13 protein-coding genes and 3 pseudogenes are annotated in these 22,197 nt (G+C 37.1%); 2 read left to right on the top strand and 14 right to left on the bottom strand.

All coding sequences use genetic code 11. The features are described from left to right. Window positions 1-493: 493 nt before the first annotated feature. Together JCM9152_RS13695 and JCM9152_RS21960 are read right to left on the bottom strand one after the other, a co-directional pair. The gene (locus JCM9152_RS13695) at window positions 494-1,279 is read right to left on the bottom strand and encodes an SDR family oxidoreductase (protein ID WP_035345348.1); all 786 of its coding nucleotides are present in this window, start codon (window positions 1,277-1,279) and stop codon (window positions 494-496) included. Window positions 1,280-1,414: 135 nt separating this feature from the next. Continuing rightward, window positions 1,415-1,687: pseudogene (locus tag JCM9152_RS21960) on the bottom strand (SDR family NAD(P)-dependent oxidoreductase); the annotation flags it as partial. Between JCM9152_RS21960 and JCM9152_RS22970 the strand changes: the two are divergent. Then, a pseudogene (locus JCM9152_RS22970) lies at window positions 1,686-1,829 on the top strand (TetR-like C-terminal domain-containing protein); the annotation flags it as partial. The pseudogenes JCM9152_RS21960 and JCM9152_RS22970 overlap by 2 nt on opposite strands. A 689-nt stretch (window positions 1,830-2,518) precedes the next feature. Here the strand turns inward: JCM9152_RS22970 and JCM9152_RS13685 are convergent. Both JCM9152_RS13685 and JCM9152_RS13680 read right to left on the bottom strand, forming a co-directional pair. Continuing rightward, a complete protein-coding gene (locus tag JCM9152_RS13685; protein ID WP_439644208.1) occupies window positions 2,519-4,597 on the bottom strand; it encodes an SA1320 family protein in 2,079 nt (692 codons plus the stop codon). 27 nt (window positions 4,598-4,624) lie between these two features. Continuing rightward, window positions 4,625-5,530, bottom strand: coding sequence for a DUF1672 family protein (locus JCM9152_RS13680; RefSeq protein WP_052015960.1), 906 nt, complete (start codon window positions 5,528-5,530; stop codon window positions 4,625-4,627). A 615-nt stretch (window positions 5,531-6,145) separates the two neighbouring features. Between JCM9152_RS13680 and JCM9152_RS22675 the strand changes: the two genes are divergently transcribed. Next, window positions 6,146-6,310, top strand: coding sequence for a putative holin-like toxin (locus tag JCM9152_RS22675; protein WP_156314998.1), 165 nt, complete (start codon window positions 6,146-6,148; stop codon window positions 6,308-6,310). Window positions 6,311-6,636: 326 nt separating this feature from the next. On the opposite strand, the pseudogene rpsI reads toward JCM9152_RS22675, so the two are convergent. The 10 genes and pseudogenes from rpsI to JCM9152_RS13640 all read right to left on the bottom strand — a co-directional run. After that, a pseudogene (gene rpsI / locus JCM9152_RS22395) lies at window positions 6,637-6,711 on the bottom strand (30S ribosomal protein S9); the annotation flags it as partial. A gap of 1,032 nt (window positions 6,712-7,743) precedes the next feature. Beyond that, complete coding sequence (locus JCM9152_RS13675; RefSeq protein ID WP_035345339.1) at window positions 7,744-9,414, bottom strand: methyl-accepting chemotaxis protein; 1,671 nt, start codon at window positions 9,412-9,414, stop codon at window positions 7,744-7,746. A 110-nt stretch (window positions 9,415-9,524) separates the two neighbouring features. After that, window positions 9,525-11,024, bottom strand: a complete 1,500-nt coding sequence (locus JCM9152_RS13670; protein ID WP_035345336.1) for an MFS transporter — start codon at window positions 11,022-11,024, stop codon at window positions 9,525-9,527. Window positions 11,025-11,264: 240 nt separating this feature from the next. Next, window positions 11,265-13,595 carry a glycoside hydrolase family 2 protein gene (locus tag JCM9152_RS13665; RefSeq protein ID WP_035345333.1) on the bottom strand — a complete coding sequence of 777 codons (2,331 nt, stop codon included), beginning with the start codon at window positions 13,593-13,595 and terminating at the stop codon, window positions 11,265-11,267. A gap of 213 nt (window positions 13,596-13,808) precedes the next feature. Continuing rightward, window positions 13,809-16,445, bottom strand: a complete 2,637-nt coding sequence (locus JCM9152_RS13660) for a glycosylhydrolase-like jelly roll fold domain-containing protein (RefSeq protein WP_035345330.1) — start codon at window positions 16,443-16,445, stop codon at window positions 13,809-13,811. Between the two features lie 49 nt (window positions 16,446-16,494). After that, window positions 16,495-17,304, bottom strand: coding sequence for an SDR family NAD(P)-dependent oxidoreductase (locus JCM9152_RS13655; protein WP_035345327.1), 810 nt, complete (start codon window positions 17,302-17,304; stop codon window positions 16,495-16,497). A 49-nt stretch (window positions 17,305-17,353) separates the two neighbouring features. Next, window positions 17,354-18,655 carry a glycoside hydrolase family 1 protein gene (locus JCM9152_RS13650; protein WP_035345324.1) on the bottom strand — a complete coding sequence of 434 codons (1,302 nt, stop codon included), beginning with the start codon at window positions 18,653-18,655 and terminating at the stop codon, window positions 17,354-17,356. Window positions 18,656-18,809: 154 nt separating this feature from the next. Further along, entirely contained in the window at window positions 18,810-19,859 is a 1,050-nt protein-coding gene (locus tag JCM9152_RS13645; protein WP_369384564.1) for a DHA2 family efflux MFS transporter permease subunit, read from the bottom strand. After that, window positions 19,810-20,301: an MFS transporter gene (locus JCM9152_RS24125; RefSeq protein WP_369384563.1), complete on the bottom strand. Its 492-nt coding sequence runs from the start codon at window positions 20,299-20,301 to the stop codon at window positions 19,810-19,812. Before JCM9152_RS24125 ends, JCM9152_RS13645 begins: the two co-directional genes overlap by 50 nt. 240 nt (window positions 20,302-20,541) lie before the next feature. Next, complete coding sequence (locus JCM9152_RS13640; RefSeq protein WP_052015958.1) at window positions 20,542-22,047, bottom strand: MFS transporter; 1,506 nt, start codon at window positions 22,045-22,047, stop codon at window positions 20,542-20,544. Window positions 22,048-22,197 lie beyond the last annotated feature (150 nt).

Raw genomic sequence — 22,197 nt, 5'->3', positions numbered from 1 at the left:
ATATAAAAAGTCAATAGCTGTTTATCGCATTCCATCAGAGAGAAAAAAGGATCTCACAAAGAACAAAGGGAATCCTCATTCCGCTATTAAAGCTAAATGAGACCAAAAAACCGAAATAGCGTAATGAGGAACCGAAGAGCACGCGACCTACGCCCTCCGCTTCTGCAACGCTAAACGCTTATAAATTCTGATTATGTAAGAAAAACACGACAGCATCTTTTCTGTAAGCGACGTGTGAAGCCGTTACAGAGGCTTTCAGTTTTTCTGAAATTGGAGTTCTTTCAGAAAAACGTGTAACGCGCGAAGCCGTGGCTCTTCTTTGAGTTTGCCAATACCCTCTATTCTTTCCCCACATTTCCTTCCTCGAATTTTATAAGTCTGATTATGCAGTAAAAGAAGCAAGAGACCCTCCCCTTGCTTCTTTTAGTAATCGATATTGTTTTGATATACCTTTTTGGATAACCGAATTGCAAATAAAAGGGGCAGCCATATCTTAATACTTATAAGATTGTCCACCATCAATTGGCACAACCGCTGCATTGACAAATCCTGCTTGATCAGATAGAAGGAAGGCAGTAAGGTAGCCTACTTCCTCTGGTTTGCCAAAACGTTTCATTGGGTTAGGCTCAACAAACGCTTTCCCTACTTCTTCCCATCCATCTTCACCACCAATTTGTTTTAATGATCCTTCAACCATTGGTGTCATAATGGCTCCTGGTGCAATCGCATTAATCGTAATACCAAATTGACCGTACTCAATTGCTGAATTACGTGTTAAACCAACGACTCCATGCTTACTAGCCGCATAGCCTGATTGGTTACCAACTCCACGAATACCACCAACAGAAGACGTATTTACGATATGGCCGCTACCTTTTTCTTTCATCACTTTAAGAACATATGTCATACCATAAAATACACCATTTAGGTTGACATCCACAACTTTACGAAACTCCTCAGAACCGAAATCTTCAGTCACGTTTTGTTTCCCTTCAATTCCAGCATTATTAAAGAAACCATCAATTGTACCAAATGCTTCTACTGTTTTATCCACATAATTTCTAACGTCATCTTCGTTAGCGACATTAGCCGTTACTAAAAGCACCTCGGCATTTAGAGCTACTTTTTGAACCTCGCTTTTTGTTTCTTCTAATCCTTTTTCATTTAAATCAACTAAAGATAGCTTCGCTCCTTCTTTTGCTACCTGTAATGCAACAGCACGACCTAGGCCAGATCCTGCTCCAGTAATTAGTACAACTTTTCCTTCAAATCTTTCCATGACAGTCACCTTCTCTTCTTATTATTACGTGAACAACATTGCAGGACACCTCGTTAACATTAAACTGCCCAACTTTATCGATTTCATCACAACTTAGGAGAAAGCTACCCATTTGGTTACATTCACATTCTACTATTATTGTGCCGTGTATCCACCATCAACGACTAGGGAATGATCAGTCATGAAAGTAGTGTCATCGCTGGCCATGAATAATACCGCTTTTGCCATTTCTTCTGGTTTACCTAGACGTTTCATTGGTGTTGCATTTGTTAGGAATTCTCTATCTGTATCACCTAAAATGGGTGTTTCAATAAATCCTGGACATCATGCATTGATACGAATATTACGTTCTGCAAATTCTAAAGCAAGGGAACGAGTCACGTTCACGACACCAGCTTTTGCTGCATTTAAACGCTACACCGCATATGGCTTTTATGGTCTGTTAACCAATTGGATCAACACGGGTTTTGAAATTTCTCAGGAAGAATTAATTAAGGAAGTCATAACAATAACAACGCTTATAAAATCTACCTTTTTTAACCGAAGTTGAATTACAAAAGCAAATAACAAACAACCCTCAGACGGATAATGCCTTAATTCTAACGCCTGGATCAAAAATTACTTTAAAGACCGATACGGGTATTGATAAATTCTTAACCGTTGGGGATAAAGACTATTCTATCAACTTCTAAGACCTCCCTTGGACATACTTATATCGAAGAAAAGAATAGAATAATTCGAAAGATGCTTCATGTACAAAACCCCGATGTAGTCCCTGAACTTTCTAAATTGTCGTAAGAAGATTTAGCGGTCTAAGAGAAATAGAGCATTCGTTTCAAAGTGCGATAAATAACTTAGGTGGCACTGATTCATATCAGACTTTAGATCAAGCAGTGAATGCATTCGGCAGTCTCATCCGTTACGCAAACGAGCAAGCCCCATATATTCCTGTCGCACTGCATAAAATACAGATTAGAGTTAGCTGGCATTGATACGAACAAGCCCTTTTACATCAATGGCCAGGAATTATCCTTTGATAAGGATTAACTGTTATCAAAACCAAACCGTTAGTTACTAGCTCCTAGCAAAGAGGTAACGTGGAAAGGGAAATAGGCGCTCGTCGATCTCTAATGACCCGATTTTGTCGCATTCCTTATAGATCAGTAGCACACCAACGACAAAAAAAGATGAACGTTGACCCATCTCACATTCACCTTCATCATTGTTAGATTGTTAGTTTTAGCCTGTTGAACAACGTTTCACTTGTTCATCCAGCACTTGTAGATTTCCAACGACATTATTTGATACCTCTCTCAGCATCCTAATCGACTTCGCTCGATTCGTTTGGAAATGATAGTACACATCGTCAAAGACCATCTCTGACTCTCGTATGAGCGACCGTGCGGCATGGTTATAGAAATAGACATTCTGGTAATCTTCTTGACGGAATAACGCCGAATCCACATAGGGACGTAGCTTATTGACGAGTGTTGGGTAATTGTCCTGTAACATAGATAGCCCATTTCGAAGCCCTTGCACCGTATCGATGAAATCATCTAGCTGCTCTCTCGCCCGGTTCACTGCAGCAATAACCTGGCTCTCATAATTGAAAAAGGTTCGTAAAGCGGCATCAGCTAATTGAACTTTTCTCCCTAACCGAGAATCTTCTCTAATCGCAAGCTGAATCGCCTCTGCTCCTAACTTGATGCTTCCTAAAACGACGTCAATCGCCCCAACTAGCGTGACAACAATTGGATATGTGCTCAACCTAAACCCTTCAATCGCCATATTACGATGCAATTCTTTGAACTTCATAAAATAAAGCATGTAAGGCGACTCCTCCAATGTCACGATGTTCGTGCTCTGAACAGGACCCGATAGCCCTACTGTCCCCCCCTGGCGAACCGCGTCTGTTATTTGATGGTCGACATATTCAAATTCTGAAGCCGTTTGCGATACTTGACTTCGAAACTCCTTCACTTGCGTTAAGACTTGCTCCTGATTCCGACCGACCAATTCGTGGTGAGCCGCTAACTCATCGACAACCACATCCAAAAAGACCTTCTGGCCTCCTTTTAATAAGTCCTCTACTTTGCCCATGACCAGTTCATTGACATAAGAAGACAATTCATCGACTTTCTCTTCTAATTCATATAAATAATTTCGAACAGGAGCGAACAAACTAGCCACATCAACGCTCGTGTTAAAAAGGGATTCGACTAATTCCATCGGTGGGGAATTTAAAAGGATGTCAAGGGACGCACATTGTGCTTCTGCTTGATCAAGTAAGGTATGTAAACGCTGAATGATCTTTTTTAATTCATTATGAGGTAAATGGATATTGAAAAGCAATTGACGATCCGCAAGCTGCTCAAACATGTCGAGAAAGGCCTCGCGCAATTCATTCACCCGTCTATGCTTTTGCGTTCTCTGATGCTCAACAATATCCATTGCATGAGTCAGATACGTTTGAGCTAACGTCAACCGGTCAATCACAGCAGGCTCTAACCCTGCACCTAATAGAGACAGCTGTTCATAGTCAATCTGAATGCGCTCAGAGCGTTGTCCATATAACGGCTGCCCTGTCCAGATACTCGTCACAATGTGTCGATCAGCATCCATGTATATATGGCCGTACCCTGGCTGTCCGTACTCTCCAATCGTTAACGTTGGCACATGGCGATTGCCGTCCTTTATATACCCCGTATGATTCGGGACAAGCTGTGCTAAGCCCGGAACCCCTTGATAAATCTCAACATGCTTTCCAGGGACTTGATGAGCAATCCTCCCCGCTCGAAGCGCCGTCGTCAGAATATCATTCTCCGTCAAATAATTGGTCATATTCTCGTACTTTGTATCAGGGTCGAGCAAGCCTTGCGGAAGAGGAGCCGGATTTAACGTCACAGCCCGCATATGAGGAAAGGCAACAGCAGCCGCATTCGCCAAACTACCACCAAGCGAATTACCCGCAAGCGATTCAACTTCAATCCCTAGCTCTTCCTGAACCGACTCCACATACGCCACTCCCGCCTCAAGCTGTGCAGGCGTTGGCCCCGTCAAAAGCTGCACATTCGTCTTCACATCCTGCATGCCGTACTTGCTTTCGACGTCCGTGCCGACGAATACGACGGTGTATTCGCCGGTTTCGAGGTTTTGAACGGTTAGGGCATCGAGGCCGGTGGGGTGGTCGTATTCGGTGTGGATGACTTCGAATTCTTTTTCTTCAATTGTAAAACGTGAGTTCTCCCTATATTCCAAATAGGCATGCAATCCACCCATTTGAACTAGTTCAGCATCTGTTGTTCGATCCTTTGTCACTTTGGTCAACTTCTTCACCTCTAAACTTTAATCTCGAATAATTTTATTTGGAGTATTGCGTCTAAGATAATCCCGATCATTCCCCGTACCAGTTCGTTTAATTACATTATTATCTCGCAATAGAAAAGCATAGGCCCCACGTGGGATTCCTTCCATTGTTTCTAAATCGTGGACAACCATATTAAAAATCTCCTCATCCGGGTCCATCTTTGGTTCACTCATAAACAATTCAACGGTAATCGATAAATCATTCGCTTCATAACTCTCCACATCAAAATGCTCTCTCAATTCTTCTTTCCTGATATCTGGATTATCGAGATACAACTGGTTGATTCCTTCTAATTCATCCATCGACAAAGGTTGAATAAAAAAGTATGGGGTCGTATAACCCGATGCTATGACATTATTTACCGCCTCTTGTCGAAATCCTACTACCGGATACTCCTTCGTTAATCCGACTAAATACTCCTCTAACGCTTTAAATTCATCCTCCATGATCATCGCCAGCAGACCACCAAAAAGGCTTTGCTCGACTTGCCCTTCCTCAGTCCAAACGTCCTCTGCCCGAACTCGCTTGTTTTCTGTATCAATCGGGATAATGGCAAACGTATGAAAATGGGGTTCACCAACCGATTCAACAAACACCGTTGCCCCTCCTGATGCGCCTACTGCGTTGTGAACGATCACATCGGTTTTGTATTCCTCCCGAAAAAAGGCTTGTACCGCTTCCTCGATGTCGGGGAACAATTCCTGTGCTAAGTCATTCGTTGCTTGACCACCGCGAAGTCTGTATTCTTCTCCTGTATATTCATTGACGCTCATCAACGTACGTTCTGCATGCTCTTCCTCTGAAATCTCTCCAAACATCGATAAACAACCCCCTAAACTCATCACACTTACTGCCATACACATAGCTAAACAAAGACGTCTCATCGTGATCCATCCTCCTTACGAGCTTTTCAATACCTTACATTTCTTTTGACAAATTCTAGTGTAACGTACGAGAAGGAACTATTTAACACTTTTTCTTATATTCGTTTAAAACAGGTCATTTTAATCAGGGCTTGAGAATCAGAAAAAAGGGTAATCATTCTATGAAAAGAGAGGAATTTAAAGGAGATCAATACGAGTAAAAACGCTTCTTTCTAGGAGTAGCTGTTAATTCACTTTACGTAAATATTGGACCGTAATTAAATTCGATTTTTAGCAAGCACTTAAAAGCATTGGTTTACTTGGCCACTGAAAAGGTTTGATTTTTAACTTTTTTGGTGACCTCTTAGTGTATTCGCTCCATGGTGCACTTTTTTCTTTGTTGACGGAAATTGAACCAGTAAAGGTAATTATCCAAATACTTGGTTCCCACACATTAACCGCCCAGAACGTCGATATAAAAACCGCAAAACACCTTGATATTACAGGGTTTTCTTTATGAAAACAAAGGTGTTCTGTGGATATTTATGGTATAATAGATGATAGATATTCATTCGATTTAGCGTTTTTAAATAACGGATAGGGTGGTTGGTGTTGTCCCCGAAAGGGGGTGAGGCCATGACGACATTTCAGGCTCTAACACTCATGATTTCTTTCTCGACCATGATGATAGCACTGATTGCCGTTGTTATTGCTATTTTGAACGTAAAAAATAGCCCCCCTATTCGCATGGGCGAGGGCTATTTTTTCTTCATAGAACAGATAACACCAATCCCCTATTAAGAGAATGGATATCTAGTGGCCACAGCGGGAACTGTGATCACTTTTTAGTATATGCTTTGTTAATACCATCTTACCACAATTTCTCCAAAGTACACGACCTAAGCAAAATTTACAACGCGCAGATAGCAAACGAACCATTGATTCAAGTAAGAGGCACGATGGATATTTACACTCATGTGACCGAAGAAGCGAAGGAAAAAACAGCCGAGATGTTCCAGAAGAACATGACATTTTAGCTCGGGGTATTCAATTCCACATCGAGGCATGAAAAAACCCTCCCTGCTCCATAAGAGCAAAGAGGGCTGAACGTTGATATAACAAGGATATTAACGTTTTGAGAACTGAGGTGCACGACGTGTTGCTTTAAGACCGTATTTCTTACGCTCTTTCAGAGGTGGGTTTATTTACCATTATATGGAATTGTTTAACCCGCTTTAAATCAACGTTTTCCCCTTTTAGTGTTTCGTGGGATTCTAAGCGATTTATCGTAAAGGGTATTCAAGGGGTATTCAAAAACTAATCAAAGTAAATACGCTGGCAGGCTACATACAGGAAACCTTTTTGTTTTTTTGTTGTTCAGATTTCTGCTCAATTTTTTATAAGAATTGTTGTAACCATTTATTTGTTTTTATCACCTTTGTAGACACTCCTTCAAATTAATTCTGTAAAATTATTCATTTTCAAATGAACGAACGTTTCCCCATTCGGAAACACATAGATACTATAATTCCCTACCGATTATTAGTAATGTCGGTTCAGGACATTTATAATTTTCGTTATTAGAGATATGGATGATTTGAGTGAGATTCGTGTCCGTGAGAGAACGATTTTTTTCCAGCATGTCAGTATCAGTGGATTGGCTTACATAAAGGCATATAACCTAGTGTATCAAGGTTTCTATTTCATCAATAAGTGAGTCATTTTATTAAATGTATGTCCGCGAGAGAATGGTTTTTTAATACATATCCATTACAGTACGGTTTGTGATACATCTTTTAAATGATAAGATCCTCTATCTGCAATAGGAGTTCAGACGTCTATTTCTTGAAGCACAAGCGTTTCCCAGAAAGCGTTGAATTGTACGTTTTCACAACCTCATATCGACTATTCTTTCATTATAAGCATACTTTACTATACTATATTTGACCCACTTGAACTCAAATTTATTGAAATAAGCCTTCTAGAATCAGTGGAAAATCAAGTATAGAAAAAGACTCACTCTCTGTGAGCCTTTAAAACACTCTATTCAAATTCCCGCAAATACTCCGCAAGCACCGATAATGATTGACCGTACGGCATTGGCATTCTTAATTTCTTTGTAAAAAGCAAGGGTATCGCCTATTCCCGTTCCGACTGTTACTTTTCGGACAGCGCCTTCCTCATTGATCTAATACCTAGTGAGAAGATTCACTTAACAAACGTTCATTTAAACTTTAAGTTCTAAACCGATTTATTTGTTCTTTCAATTCATTAGCAATACTTGCTAAATCTGTCGCTAAAGAATCGACTTCATTCGTAATAGCTAATTGTTCCTCAGATGAAGCTGCTATTTCTTCTGTATTCGTCATTGATTTATTGGAAATTGACGCTACCTCTTTCATTGATGAATTAACAACTTCCATATTTGTAGACATCGTATCAGATAGTGAAAAAAGAGCTTCCGTTTCCTCCGCAACTTGAGTGATAGCATTCAAAATATTTGTAAAACTTTTCTCTGTATGCTCAACTAAATGATACCCTTCTTTAACTTGTTCTGAACTATTATTAGTTATCTCTACTACCATTGCGATATCTTTCTGAATACTTGTCACTAATTTTGAAATATCACTTGCAGAACTTCTAGATTGTTCTGCTAATTTCCTAATTTCATTTGCCACAACGGCAAACCCCTTACCGTGCCCCCCAGCCCTAGAGGCCTCAATGGTAGCATTTAAAGCTAATAGACTTGTTTTATCAGAAATATCAGCTATAGAATCCATAATATAACTGATTCTTTTTGAATTATCATCTAATACATTGACCAATTTGATCGTATTATTAGCTGAGTGATAAATTGAGTCCATTTGTAAAATAACTTTAGATAATAATCGATGTCCATCATTCGCTTGCTTAGTTGTATGAGAAGTAGAATCTTTTATACAATAAATAGTATTAGTAACTTTTTTTACCCCTTTTTCTAAATCATTTATTGCATCTGTGCTTTCTTCAATTGCTTTCACCTGATTTTCTGAACCACTAGCAACTTCTTGAATTGCATTTACTATTTGATTAGCAGATGTACTAGTTTCAGTTGAACTTACCATTAATTCTTCTGAAGAAGCAGCGACTTGTTCAGAATTACTTCGAACATTAGTGATTAAATTCCTAGTATTTTCTACCATTTTATTAAAAGCATGAGCTAATTGTCCTACTTCGTCTTGACTTTTCACTTTTACTTTATCTACTGACAGGTTTCCTTGACTAATTTGATTAGAGAAAGTTGCCATGATCTTTAACGGCCTAGAAATCATTCTGCTAAGATAAATTGCTATTGTTAAACCTAAAATAATAGCTACTATACTGATGGTTAAGATAGCTTTATTACTGAATTGACTCATGTATAATAATGCACCGTTTGCATCTTTTATTTCATTTTGATAATTCATACGTACTTCATCATACACTTCCGAGATTTGACTCAATACAATCTCATTTTGATTCAACAAAGTAGTATAGGAATCCATACCTTCTAATTCTTTACTATTTATGATTTCTTGAACTTGGTTTTGCAATCGTTCGGTTAACCCAATTAATTTTTCTATCCCCTTACTATTACCATCAATAGATAACAATGCTTCTGTGTGATCAAAAAATAAATCATTTTGATTTTCTGTATATTCTATCGATCCGATTGCACGATCATTTAAATAATGTGTAAATCTCAAATATCCTCTATACATCTCTTTTTCCATGCTGTTTAGCAGCTCTACTTTTTCGATTGTATCATCGTTAGTCGCTATAAATTGATTAAAATATGAAAAAGCTGAAAATGTTACGCCTGTAACGATGGATAATGAGATAAGTATAGAAATAAATCCTATAAACAACTTTCCCGTTATATTCATTTCCCTTAGTAACTCCCTTAATGGTTTATAAATCGTTATTTCCATACGCCTTCAAAATAATAATGGCCTACTCATAGAAAAGTAGTAAGCCATTTCCACCGAAATCATCATTAACTTACTTTATTATCCTCACGTTTTTTTGTTAATTCTGCTTGAATTTCTACCATCTTGTCTTTCGTTAATGGATAGAACTTCATGACAAGTAATGAAATAACCCAACCAATAATTACAATCCCAATATTTAAGAACATCGCCGCCCAAAATAGACTGTCTGAATAAGGTGTATCCACATCAGGGAATGCTACCCTGAACCCAATAGCAGCTAAAACTAAACCAACAATTGTTTGTGACAATGAGGAAACCAACTTATCAATAAATGTATAGGTTGCCGATATCACTCCTGGCACAAAACGCCCTGTTCTATTTGTTTCATAATCTACAATATCTGGGATCATTGGGAATGTTAATCCAGAAGAAAGTAATATAAAGGCTGGCCCTGCTAATATTAAGATAACAAAAGCAATGGTCATAAACCCTAAATTATCAAAACCGATCTGTGATGGATCCCCTAACCATAGTAGGAAAAATAATAACGAATACGTAATAATACATCCCCACACTGCAGATATATATCCTTTTCTTGTACCAAACTTCATTGCATATCTAATACCAAAAAATATCATAATCAAATTGATTACTAGACTAGGCATTGCCATTTGACCATGCATCGCATAATTACCAATAATAATCCCATATAGCAATACGGGAATAATCTGATTAGATTGCGTTTGCAAAGCAAGTTTATCTGATGCTGCTGCTAAAACAAATAATTGTAACGGACGATTCCCTTTCAAAATCTTCCACATATCCTTAAACTTCGTTCGATTCACTTCACCAGTACCAAAATTCTCTGCTCGGTCCTTCGACCAAACAGCAATAATACCAAGAATAACAAGTATACCTGCAAGTAATACTGTTGTAATAACAAATTCATGGAACAAAGAAACATTATTAAAGCCTTGGTGTTTGGGTACTAAATACAGCGAGAGGTACATTCCAAAGAAAGCAAAATAAACAGTTGTGTAAGTCGTTTGAAAGCCACCTAAAATCGGACGCTGTTGAGGATCATTTGTAAGAACTGCTTGCCCTGAAAGATTGGCAACTCCTGTGCATGTATAGCCAACAATATAGATTAAATACAAAACAATAAAGTAAACAAGCTTTATCCCTTCAGGAGCAAGATGAGCTGTAAAAAACATTAGTAACGTTGAAATAGACATAAGTACAAATCCAGCTAGTAAAAACGGCCTAACTTTACCATACTTTCCTTTTGTCTTATCCAGAACCAAACCAACTAATGGATCTGTAATACTATCAAATACCCGCGTCCCTGTTATAACGAATGAAGCCACTACTGTACCTAGCCCAACAATACCAGCTGCATAGTAGGAAACAAGCATCATCAACCCCATAAACACACCTTGCGAAAAACCACCTGCCGGAAAAAAAATCAATTGCCATAATTTAGCTCTGTTAAAATTCTTTTCCCTTTCAGCTAATTCTAATGCCCTGCTCTCTTTTGCTAGCCTTCTTGCTCCCTTCTTATCCATTCCTATCACCTCTCGATTTATTTTTTAATACCTGTCGAATAATGGCACAAAAAAGAAAACGCTTACAACATTGACGAGAATGATTATTTTTTCATCTACTGAAATGTTGCAAATAGTTATCTTTAACATGAGATATTTATATGAATGAATACACTATTAGTAAAGTGATTTCTTCTATCACAGTGACAGAAGAAATCCTTATCTTAATGCTAGGGTTGCCAAACATTTTACAAAGCTAAGTTACTTTTCAATGTTAATTAAGTCCCGATTTAATCGCTTTAATCTCTGTTCACTAAATAATGATTGACTATCTTGCTCTTCATTTTCAGCTGCCATTGATGCAAGTATATCTACTTTAAATCCTTTCATCATACCGTACATTGGAACTTTCGTAATATCTCCCAATATCTTAATAACAATTGCCTTTGTTTCTTCATTTTCCATCAGCTCTTGTAAAGTATCTCCTGTGGAATAAACCCCTTCTGGTATCTCAATTTCTTCAATTAATTCATCGTCATCATATTCCGGTATGTCGAACCAATTAGCAACCTGTTCATTTGTATCATCGACTGGAGCTGTATAGCTTTGATTTGGCTCTAACACTTTTTCAAACCATGCTTGATCTCCAACAATTTCACCTTCAGAAACTGCCTTAACCATGATATGATTAGTTCCTTCCTCCAATTTTATATCTTGAAATACAACAATTTTCTTATCACCTACTACAGTTTCAACTTTTTGATTATTCACGTACAAAGTGACTTGCTCACAGTTCGTGTATATTTTAATATCTATTTCGTCATTAATTCGTTCAATATAACGTTTTCCTGCAATGTATACAGAGGGTTCATCAGTCCAATGAGCTTTATACATATAGAAGGCATCCTTTTTCACTTTTCGATCATACGTAACAAGCCCCTTATTATTTCTCCCCTTTACTCCACCTTCATCTCGAATATTCGCACCAAAATCAAACATATTCCATACATATGTCGCCCATAAGTAAGGTCTCTCTTCAAAGATCCTCCAGACTTTTTCATGATAGAGTGCATGATATTCTTCTGTATAATCTTTAACCTTTGGATCTTCATTATGATATTCAATTATGCCTTCAGCACCATATTCAGAAACGCAAAGACTTGTATGAGGATTCGTTTCATGAAAGTTATCCAACCAAGGTACAAAATCCTCAGCCTTTCCATTGTACCAACCATAATACTTGTTATAACCTATAATATCTGTCATGTAGTTATATTCGTCTTTTTCATCGACCATAAAGACATTAGCCATTGTCGTTAGACGCGTTGGATCTTCCCTCTTCGCTACTTCATTTAATTCACAGACTACTTTCCGAACCTCATGTTCATGTTTGCTGCCGATTTGAATTTCATTTTGCAGACCCCAAAACAAGATTGAAGGGTGATTGAAGTTCTGACGAATTAATTCCACCAGTTGTGATATAGCGTTTTCTCCTGTTAAATCTGTTTCCGACATCTCAGTAATAAATGGTATTTCTGCCCATACAACCATACCTTCACGATCGCACAAATCATAGAAATATTGATCATGTTGATAATGAGCTAAACGAATAGATGTTGCACCTACTTCCTTTATCAATTCCATATCTTCATCATGTTCTTTATGAGTGATGGCCCAACCCATATCTTTACGATCTTGATGACGAGCAACACCATTTAATCGAATTTTTTTTCCGTTTAAGAATAGTCCTTCATTTGGGTCTACTTTAAAATAACGAACACCAAATGGTACAATGACCTCGTCTAATGTATCGTTGTATTGCTGTAAAGACACACGCGCTTCATACATGTGTGCTCCTTTCAGTCCATTCCATAACTTCGGATTATAAATCGTCAGGCCTACATCTACTCGTTTCATTTCTCTACTATCAACCTTTACATCCGCTGCACGATAGCAAACATGGTCGCCATTTTGATCAAATAGATCTACACATAACCTAACTTTACTTTCTACTTGTAATTCATTAGTAATTCGTACATGTAAATGTAAATCAGCTTGCTCCTTATTTACTTTTTCTTGTACTATATACACACCTTGCGAACCATAATCTAACAGATCTACATGAATGGGATTCACAACAAGTAAATTGACATCTCGATAAATTCCTCCAAAGAAGGTAAAATCAGCTCTTAATGGATACACATTATCAAAGTGTGAATTATCTACTTTAACAGCTAATACATTTGCTTTACCAAAAGCAAAATGCTCTGTTAAATCAAATCGAAATGTAGAATAACCGCCACGATGTTGACCGAGATGTTGACCATTCAAATATACGTCTGTAACACTATTCGCTCCTTGAAATTCAATATAAATACGGTTATTTTGTTCTTCAATAGGTAATGAAAGCACTTTTCGATACCAACATGCCCCTCTATAGAAATCATTACCATTTGCTCCATCAATCGCATTCCACGTGTGTGGCAAAGACAATGTAACCCAGTCTTGATCGTGATAAGAAATGTCCTTCCCTTCGGCCATTTCTTCCTTAGAAAACTGCCAGGATTCATTTATATTTATCAGTTTTCTCATTTTTAACCTCCTATTGTTTTTATTACAACTAAAAATCCCCAACAATATTCAAAGCGCTTACACCAAAGATGATACCACCTTAATATTTACCGTTATGGTATTTAAGTATTTTTCTTATAATAATACGACTCCTTTTTAACAGAGAAATAAATAACTCTTTAAAAGCAAAATAAAACAAGAATTACAAATGTAATCCCTGTTTTATCTACTTTATTATTTTTCCTTCAATATACGAACTGGTCCAATTAATCCGCTTGGCTCATGATGACCAATACGAGAAAGCATATCATTGTTTTCTTTCACTAGAGTGTTTGTCACTTCTACCTGGATAGTATTGATACCTTCTCTGAGATAATTGCTCATTTCAAATTGGTATGGAGCTTGAAGACGTACACCTACAGATTCCCCATTAACAAAGACTTCCGCTATTTCAAAAACATCTCCTAGATCTATCCAAATACGTGCATCTTCATGTACCCAATTAATTTCTTTTTTATAACGCATTGTTCCAGAGAACGATTGTAACCCTTCCACACGACTTAAATCTAGTAAAGACTTTAACTCACCCCTAGTTGTAAAAGTAGGGTATTGCATCGAAGTTGCTGTTGAAAGCGACCAAGACCCTTCTATCGTTAACGACGTTTGTAATTGTTTCACAGTAGAGCTCAACTCTAACTCTTGTAACTCTGAACTGTTATCCACCACTATAAAGATTGTTTCAAATGGTACTAACTTTAGAGATACTAATGAAATGGATTCCTTCTCTATTTGTTGTGCATCCCACACAATATTCTCATAGGCATCATAGAATAAAATAGTTCCATGAACTGGTAACTCTACTTCTGTATCAATACTTTCAATGGGATGTTCATTAAAAAACATATACACGTCTACTTCTTTTTGCTTCGAATGATAGCAACGCAAATGAGGGGCCTCACCACTTACTCTTATGTCATAGTAACCAGCTGCTTTCATTGTTTGAGCAAGAACATCGAGTCCAATAACTTTAACATTTTCTCTATCGTCTAAAAACATAACAATATCATCAATTCGCTCGCCCTCGCTCGAACGTTTTGGAAGACCATCGATAAAGTAAATCGGTAAATCTTGTTTTGCAAGATCCACAAAGCTTTTTAAGGCATCCATAGGTAGCGCTTCACTATACGGAATGATTAAGCAATCAAATGTCTCATCATGAGATATAAGTTTGGTGTTTTCAACTTCAACACCTGCTATGATTGCATCACAAGGAAGAATATCGCAGTCGATCTGATTCCTCATTAATTCCTTCACTGGTTTTTGGAAGAACATACACTCCCCAGACCATTCTGCTTCTCCATGATACAGTACCGCCGCCGAGGCAACATGTCTACCACTAGACAGTAAGTGACTCACACGGTTCGTGTACTCATTTAAATATCGATAATAGCGAAACTGCGGATTTTTTCCTCTAGCATACATATGAGGGGGGCAATCATGATCTGGATATTCTTTAGGTGAAAAAGCGTGTGGAACAAAATAGTTGACGCCACGAACAAGCATGTGATCAGTCATCCATTTCATGAGCTTCAAACCTTCTACCCATCCATACGCTCCAAATATTTCAGCCATTGTACGTCTTTGCTTTTTTGGATCCAAATGGGCAAGAGACGACGCCATTTTAGCTATTCCATAATGGTAAAATTCATTATCTGCCTCTCCATGGAACGCTTTAGAAGGAATGTCATCAAACCCTGGATTTAGCTGCCAAAGTACCACATCAAGTCCTGACATATCTTGTCCACCTAATGCTCGGAAGAAATGACCTGCTCCACAACCAAGACGTGCATGGACATTGTTATCTTCTAAAATATGACCAATGTACTCGACCCCATGCTCTCGACACCAATCTCCCACCTGCTGTGTGAAATTTTCAGCATATAGCTTTGATACAAGGTTCATATAACAATAACGAATTCGGTGGGTCATTTCTGTTCCATCATGCCAAAGAAGAGGTAAAAACAACTTATAATTAGATCCATACTCTTCTTCCATTAATTGATACATTTCATTACTCCACGGTAGTGAAACATCTGACTTACCTAGCTTTGTATCCATACTCTTACTATCTTCGTTATAAAAACCTGGTTCATCAGAAAAAAAGCCTGCAATTGTTTTACCAAAATCATTACGATAACGATCATAGAATGCTTCATGGACTGTATCAAGGAGAACTTTCACTGATTTTCTAACAAGAGGATTTAAATAATCATTCTTCTTTAAATCCCCTCCTCTTTCATTTTCAATGATCGTAAAAATTCGCCAATAACCTTTTGGAACATCCCAATATAATTTTCCATTCTCCACCTTTGAAGTTAAATCCTTTGAAATGTTCGTTAATTCTCCTGTTACTTCATCACGCTTAATTGCAATAACAGCAATAATCTTTCCTCCACCAGTTTCGAAATACCCTGGTATATAAGGAGATGGCTCAACTATAAAAGAGGAGTGTAGTCTTGGTCCTAATGCATCAATGTAATTAGTGGATAAAAAAAGTCGTCGGAGTTCTTTTGGAGCACCCTTCAACTTACCCGCTGCATGACCCGTTGGGAAATGATCATCATCTAAAATCCATACACGCATATCACGTTTTCTTGCTTCCTCCATAATTATATCCATATCTCTCCACCATTTTGGTCCAAGGAAATCTGGATGAGGACGTGCTTCAACACAAACTGCTCTTATTTTCGATTCATGTATACGCGCCATTTCTTCTCGAAGAACCTCTTCTTCTTCCCCATGTTGCCAGAAGAAAGGGAGAATATAATTTTCTTCTTCTCCTCTCAACACATCTAATAATCTATTTGACATTTCCCCACCTCATTTTTAGATATACACATTGTTAATTTCGAAAATTTTTTTATTTATTTATGATTTTTTTCATTTGTTTTGTAATAATACTGACAGCTCTTTGAGGACTTAAGCGATATAGTTTATCCATCATTTTTGCGTCTTTTCCAGCAAGAACTCTATACTGATCCTTTTCCATCCCATTTATAATGATTTCAGCCGCTTCTTTAGGAGTTAATAAATGGTCATGTGCTTTATCAGTATCATTCGTGGATGGCACTCCCTCCACTTTAGAATTTTTCATAATATCAGTTCTCACCCCACCTGGGAATACAACCGTAACATTAACGCTTGTATCCTTTAGCTCAGCATACAGACCTTCAGTCATCAGTTTTACAGCTGCTTTTGATGCTCCATAAATAGATTGACCCGGAACAGGTAAGAATCCCCCCATGCTTGAAACATTTGTGACGTGTCCAACTGGTCTGTCAAGTAAATATGGAATGAATGATTTTACCATATACAATGTACCGTAAAAATTAATATCCATAACGAGTTTAATTTTATCGTAATCAAGGTCATTGATATTTACAAAGGAATGAATAATACCTGCATTATTAACGATCCCATCTACTGTTCCATGACAAGAAATGACCTGTTCAGGCAGTTTCTCTACAGCTTCTCTATCTGTTAAATTTACTATATGAGTAGATACTTTATCACCATCCCCACCTGCTTGCTTCAATGTTTCCTCTAATGCATCACTATTAATATCAATCGCAGCTACTTTCGCACCTTTGTAAAGAAGGTTAAAAACCAGTTCTCGCCCAATTCCTCCCCCAGCTCCAGTCACAACAATGACTTTATCTCGAACCTTCATCGATTGCTCACCCCCACTTCCGTATCATCTCATTTAAACAAATTTCAAATTATTTTATGATGCCAGTTTTTTTTATTTCCCCTAGGAAAGATAGGCTTTCTTTTGGATATCTTGTTTGTGTCGTGCGATCAACTGCAATTAATCCAAACGTTTGATCATAACCCAATTGCCATTCAAAATTATCTAATAATGACCAATACGTATAGCCAAGTATTTGAATACCTTCGTCCATACAATCCTGAACTCCAGCTAATGCTCGTTCAATAAATTCTACTCTTTCCTCATCGTTATCTGTTGACAATCCATTTTCTGTAACAATGATTGGCTTATTCCAATGTTTTGAAACAAACCTTATTACATTCCCCAAAGCTTCTGGATAGTACTCATACCCCATTTTAGTAAGTCGAGTATTTTCATCTGGTTTTATATAACCATTGGCTCCATGAATTTTTCGAGAATAATTTTGCACTCCTAGAAAATCATCATCTTGAATGTATGGAAGATAATCAAGGAAATCCTCGTGCTGCTCTTGTAATACAAATTTCTCTCCACCTGGTAATGCTTGATGATCGTAAAGAGAAAATGTAATACCTACTTTAATAGTTGGATTGACTTCTTTAATGGCTTTCCTCGCTGCTTCATGGCAATTCATGATAATTCGCTCCCCATTTTCAGTTCGAGGATTATGAAATGTTTGAATGTTTCTAGGATCCATACCGAACTCAGCACCTAAAGCACGATAATACTTTTCCATTTTCTCTTTCACTTCAACATTAAGGCCCACTTGAATGTCTCCATTGCTCTCTTTCTTTTCGGAACTGTTAGTATGTGAGCCACTCATTCTTTTCATTATCTTCGCTATCTGCTTCCCCATATTTGCTTCATTAATCGTACAAATATAAGGGATTAAATCACCTAATTCCGTAACTACATAGCGACTATATTTTTCAAAGTAACCAATTGTGGACTCACTTTCCCAGCCTCCCTCCGTAATGACCCATTTAGGAGATGAAAAATGATGTAATGTAACTATAGGGGTTACACTTTTCTCATGACAATATTCTAAAACAGCTCTGTAATGATCAATCTCATTGTGGTCAAAACTCCCCTTGGTAGGTTCAATTCGTGCCCATTCAATTGAAAACCTATATGTGTTTAAGCCAGCATCTACTAATAATTGAATGTCTTCTTTAAATCTATTGTAATGATCCACTGCATCCAATGATGGTTCCTTATACATTGAATTCGGAACATTCTCCATTGCCCAAAAATCACTATTAACATTGTTACCCTCTACTTGATGAGCCGCAGTAGCTGCGCCCATCATAAATTCATTTGAAAATGGTTTCATTTTTTAAAACCTTCCTTTCCTTTTTTTGTTGTAGTTAAAGAACGTTTCTCTATTAGAATTAATACTATCACTTCCAAATAAACCATTATGGTATTTAAGTTCTCTTTTTAGTCATATATCCACCTATTTCGAAAACGCTTACTACTACTTTAATTTATTTGCTACTTACTAAGCCTGATTCTCCACGATTTTCAACTTTGTTTATTTTCTTTATTTCTTCTTCTGGTTTTGATCGTTTAAAAAAAGCTGCCAATATTAATGCTATCACCGAAAAGAAAATCGTAACAAAGAAAGCATCATTTATTCCTTCTAACATAGACAAAATTATAATTTGATCATCCACGACCGGTAACAAACTTTCCTCAAATGCACTAGCGTGTACTTCGGTTCGAATAGACATAATCGTTATTAATAAAGCAGTACCTATAGCCCCAGATATTTGCTGCATCGTGTTGTTCATTGCAGTTCCATGTGGATAAAACCGTTCTGGCAATTGATTTAAACCATTTGTTGCCACCGGCATCATAACTAATGCTATCCCCAAAGACCGCACCGTATTTAAGAAAATCAACTGAAAATAAGTCGTTTCCAACGTGAGTTGACTAAAGTAGTAGCTTGTGACAGTTATTATAAATAAGCCCGTTACTGCTAAAATCCTTGCTCCCATTTTATCAAATAGCTTCCCAACAATCGGAGACATAATGGATAGAATTAATACACCAGGTAACATCATTAACCCCGCATCCATAGTTGATATTCCACGGAGTGTTATAAAATAAATTGGAATAAGAATCATCGAAGAAAACAGAGTCATTGATATAATCATCGAAATGATAATAGATAACGAATACATCGGAAACTTGAAAACGTTAAAATTCAACATTGGATTTTCTTGTTTCGTTTGTCTCATAATAAATATAATCAATGCAATAAGCCCTACCAAAATGGTGATATATACCTCTGAGTGATTCCAACCATCATCTCCTGCCGTGCTAAAACCATACAATATTCCACCAAATCCTAAACTGGAAAATATGACCGATGTAATATCTAATTTAATATTGGTCTGTTCTTTTTTATCCCTTATAACGAAAGATGCTATTACCATAGTTAGACATGCAATCGGAGCAACAATATAGAACAGCACTCTCCATTCAAAATATTGCAAGATAAAACCAGATAATAATGGACCTAGTGCAGGCACCCATCATAACCATACCCATAATCCCCATTGCGGTACCCCGTTTATTAACTGGAAAACTAACAAGTATCATATTCATAAGCAACGGTGACATGACAGCCGCACCTGCCGCTTGAGTCATTCTCCCTACTAGCAAAATTGAAAAATTAGGTGCCACCCCTGCTAATGTCGAACCGATTGTAAATAACCCCATCCCAGCCAAAAATAAATGTCTAACTGAAAACTTTCTCATTAAAAAAGCAGTTGTTGGTATTAGAACACCCATTATTAACATATAACCATTGGAAAGCCACTGGGCCGTTGCTGCTTGAACCTCTAGATCAAGCATAATTGCTGGAAGTGCAATTCCTAATAATGTGTTATTCAATAAAGCGATAAATGCCCCAACTAATAAAATCGCCATTGTGCCATATGGCGGGCCTATATTGTCATTTCTTTGAATCACTTACTTTCCCTCCTCCATTCAATTCATCACTTTTCATGGATCCATCTGATTGAAATCATGAACTTAACCTTATAATAAAACTTAAGCTGAATCATATAAGGTAAAATAGGCTTTTTTTTGGTAATAAATAATGATTTTAATGTAGCTTATTTTACACTGCAAAAAACTCTCACTTAAATTGTAAGAGTTTTGTTGCAACCTATTATTTACACGTTTTCACATATCATTTAATAGACAACGTTATACCACTTTCGTATCTGCTTGTCGCTTTGCCTCAATCTCTACTTGAACCTGTTCCATTCTTTCTTTCGTTAATGGGTAGAATTTCATTGCAATTAAAGATGCTGTCCATGCGAACATCATAACACCTATTGATAAAAACATAGTCATCCAAAATATACTCTCAGTATATGGCGTATCTATGTCTGGAAACACAGCTCTAAATCCAATAGATGCAAGCAATAAACCAATAAACGTTTGCTGCAATGATGAAACCGCTTTATCAATAAACGAATATACAGCCGTGATCACACCAGGTGCATAGCGTTCTGTTTTGTACGTATTATAGTCAATAACATCCATTAACATCGGCATCGATAATCCTGAAGCAACATAGCGAACAGCACCACCAATTAACCATAAAAACAGAAATGAAATCGTCATAAATCCGACATTATCAAATCCTATTTGAGTGGGATCTCCTAACCATAACAGTAAAAACAATAATCCATAGCTTACGAGGCAAGCCCATGTTGAAATGACATACCCTTTTTTTGATCCAAATTTCATCGCATAACGCATACCAAAAATAAGAATTAAAATATTTGGGATCATTGCAACTGCTTGTGTAATTCCTGACATTGCAAAGTTCCCGATTACAATGCCGAAAAGCATGACATTTACAATGGCATTCCCAGAGATTTGAAGACTCAATTTATCTGTAGTCGCAGCTACTATATACATTTGTAAGGGTCGATTTCCTTTCAATAACGGCCATAGATCTTTCAATCTAATCGGTACTGTATTTTTTCCTGCACCAAAATTTTCAATTCGATCTTTTGAGGCAATCGAAATAATAGCAACAAGATATGCAACAACAGCTAATACAATGGTGAAAATGACCATCTCTTGAAATAGCCCTACATGATTAAAGCCTCCGTATTTAGGTGTTAAATACATCGACAAATATACTGCAGAGATTGTATAGAAAACCATTGTATAAATCATTGTCAATCCACCAAAAACTGGTCTTTGTTCAGGATCATTAGTAATAATATTATTCCCAATACTTAACCCCACTTGAGAACATGTATATCCAAAGATAAAAATAGCATACAATATAATAAAGTAAACCACTTTAAAGCCGTCTGGGACAAGATGATTAGTGAAAAACATTAATAATGTAGAAAATGTCATGAGTGCAAATGCAACGAGCAAAGTCGGTCGGACTTTCCCATACCTTCCTTTGGTTTTATCAATAATTAATCCTATAATCGGATCTGTAAACCCATCCAAAACCCTAGACCCTGTAATAATAAATGAAGCAACAACCGTACTTAGACCTACAAATCCTGTGGCATAATAAGCCACTATGGCCATTAAGGCCATAAAGCCATTATGAGCAAATCCCCCTATCGGATACAGTGCCATTTGCCACACTTTAGCACGACGATATTTTTCTTCTCTTGCAGCTTTTCTAAGTGACTTTTTCTTTTTTGATAATTTTCTTGCCTCATTATTTAACATAGTTTCCCCCTGATTAAAACAAAGATTATAATTAATACTTTAAATAGACACCTGTTTCTGTCCTAGTAATCGTATATAGAAAATAAAATTGGCACTTGTCATGTAACCGTTTTCAATTGATCGATTTAAAACGATACCTTAACCATTTTT

Origin of the sequence: Halalkalibacter hemicellulosilyticusJCM 9152, assembly GCF_000513115.1 — a bacterium.
Classification (GTDB): Bacteria; Bacillota; Bacilli; order Bacillales; family Bacillaceae_D; genus Halalkalibacter; species Halalkalibacter hemicellulosilyticus.
The sequence above is the reverse complement of the archived record's forward strand: the minus strand, read 5'-3'. Positions and strand labels throughout refer to the sequence as shown.

Bases quoted from the DNA above. Each gene is read 5' to 3' on its own strand.
- JCM9152_RS13695 (WP_035345348.1), bottom strand. From the start codon at position 1,279: ATGGAAAGATTTGAAGGAAAAGTTGTACTAATTACTGGAGCAGGATCT.
- JCM9152_RS13680 (WP_052015960.1), bottom strand. From the start codon at position 5,530: ATGAGACGTCTTTGTTTAGCTATGTGTATGGCAGTAAGTGTGATGAGT.
- JCM9152_RS22675 (WP_156314998.1), top strand. From the start codon at position 6,146: ATGACGACATTTCAGGCTCTAACACTCATGATTTCTTTCTCGACCATG.
- JCM9152_RS13675 (WP_035345339.1), bottom strand. From the start codon at position 9,414: ATGAATATAACGGGAAAGTTGTTTATAGGATTTATTTCTATACTTATC.
- JCM9152_RS13670 (WP_035345336.1), bottom strand. From the start codon at position 11,024: ATGGATAAGAAGGGAGCAAGAAGGCTAGCAAAAGAGAGCAGGGCATTA.
- JCM9152_RS13665 (WP_035345333.1), bottom strand. From the start codon at position 13,595: ATGAGAAAACTGATAAATATAAATGAATCCTGGCAGTTTTCTAAGGAA.
- JCM9152_RS13660 (WP_035345330.1), bottom strand. From the start codon at position 16,445: ATGTCAAATAGATTATTAGATGTGTTGAGAGGAGAAGAAGAAAATTAT.
- JCM9152_RS13655 (WP_035345327.1), bottom strand. From the start codon at position 17,304: ATGAAGGTTCGAGATAAAGTCATTGTTGTGACTGGAGCTGGGGGAGGA.
- JCM9152_RS13650 (WP_035345324.1), bottom strand. From the start codon at position 18,655: ATGAAACCATTTTCAAATGAATTTATGATGGGCGCAGCTACTGCGGCT.
- JCM9152_RS13640 (WP_052015958.1), bottom strand. From the start codon at position 22,047: ATGTTAAATAATGAGGCAAGAAAATTATCAAAAAAGAAAAAGTCACTT.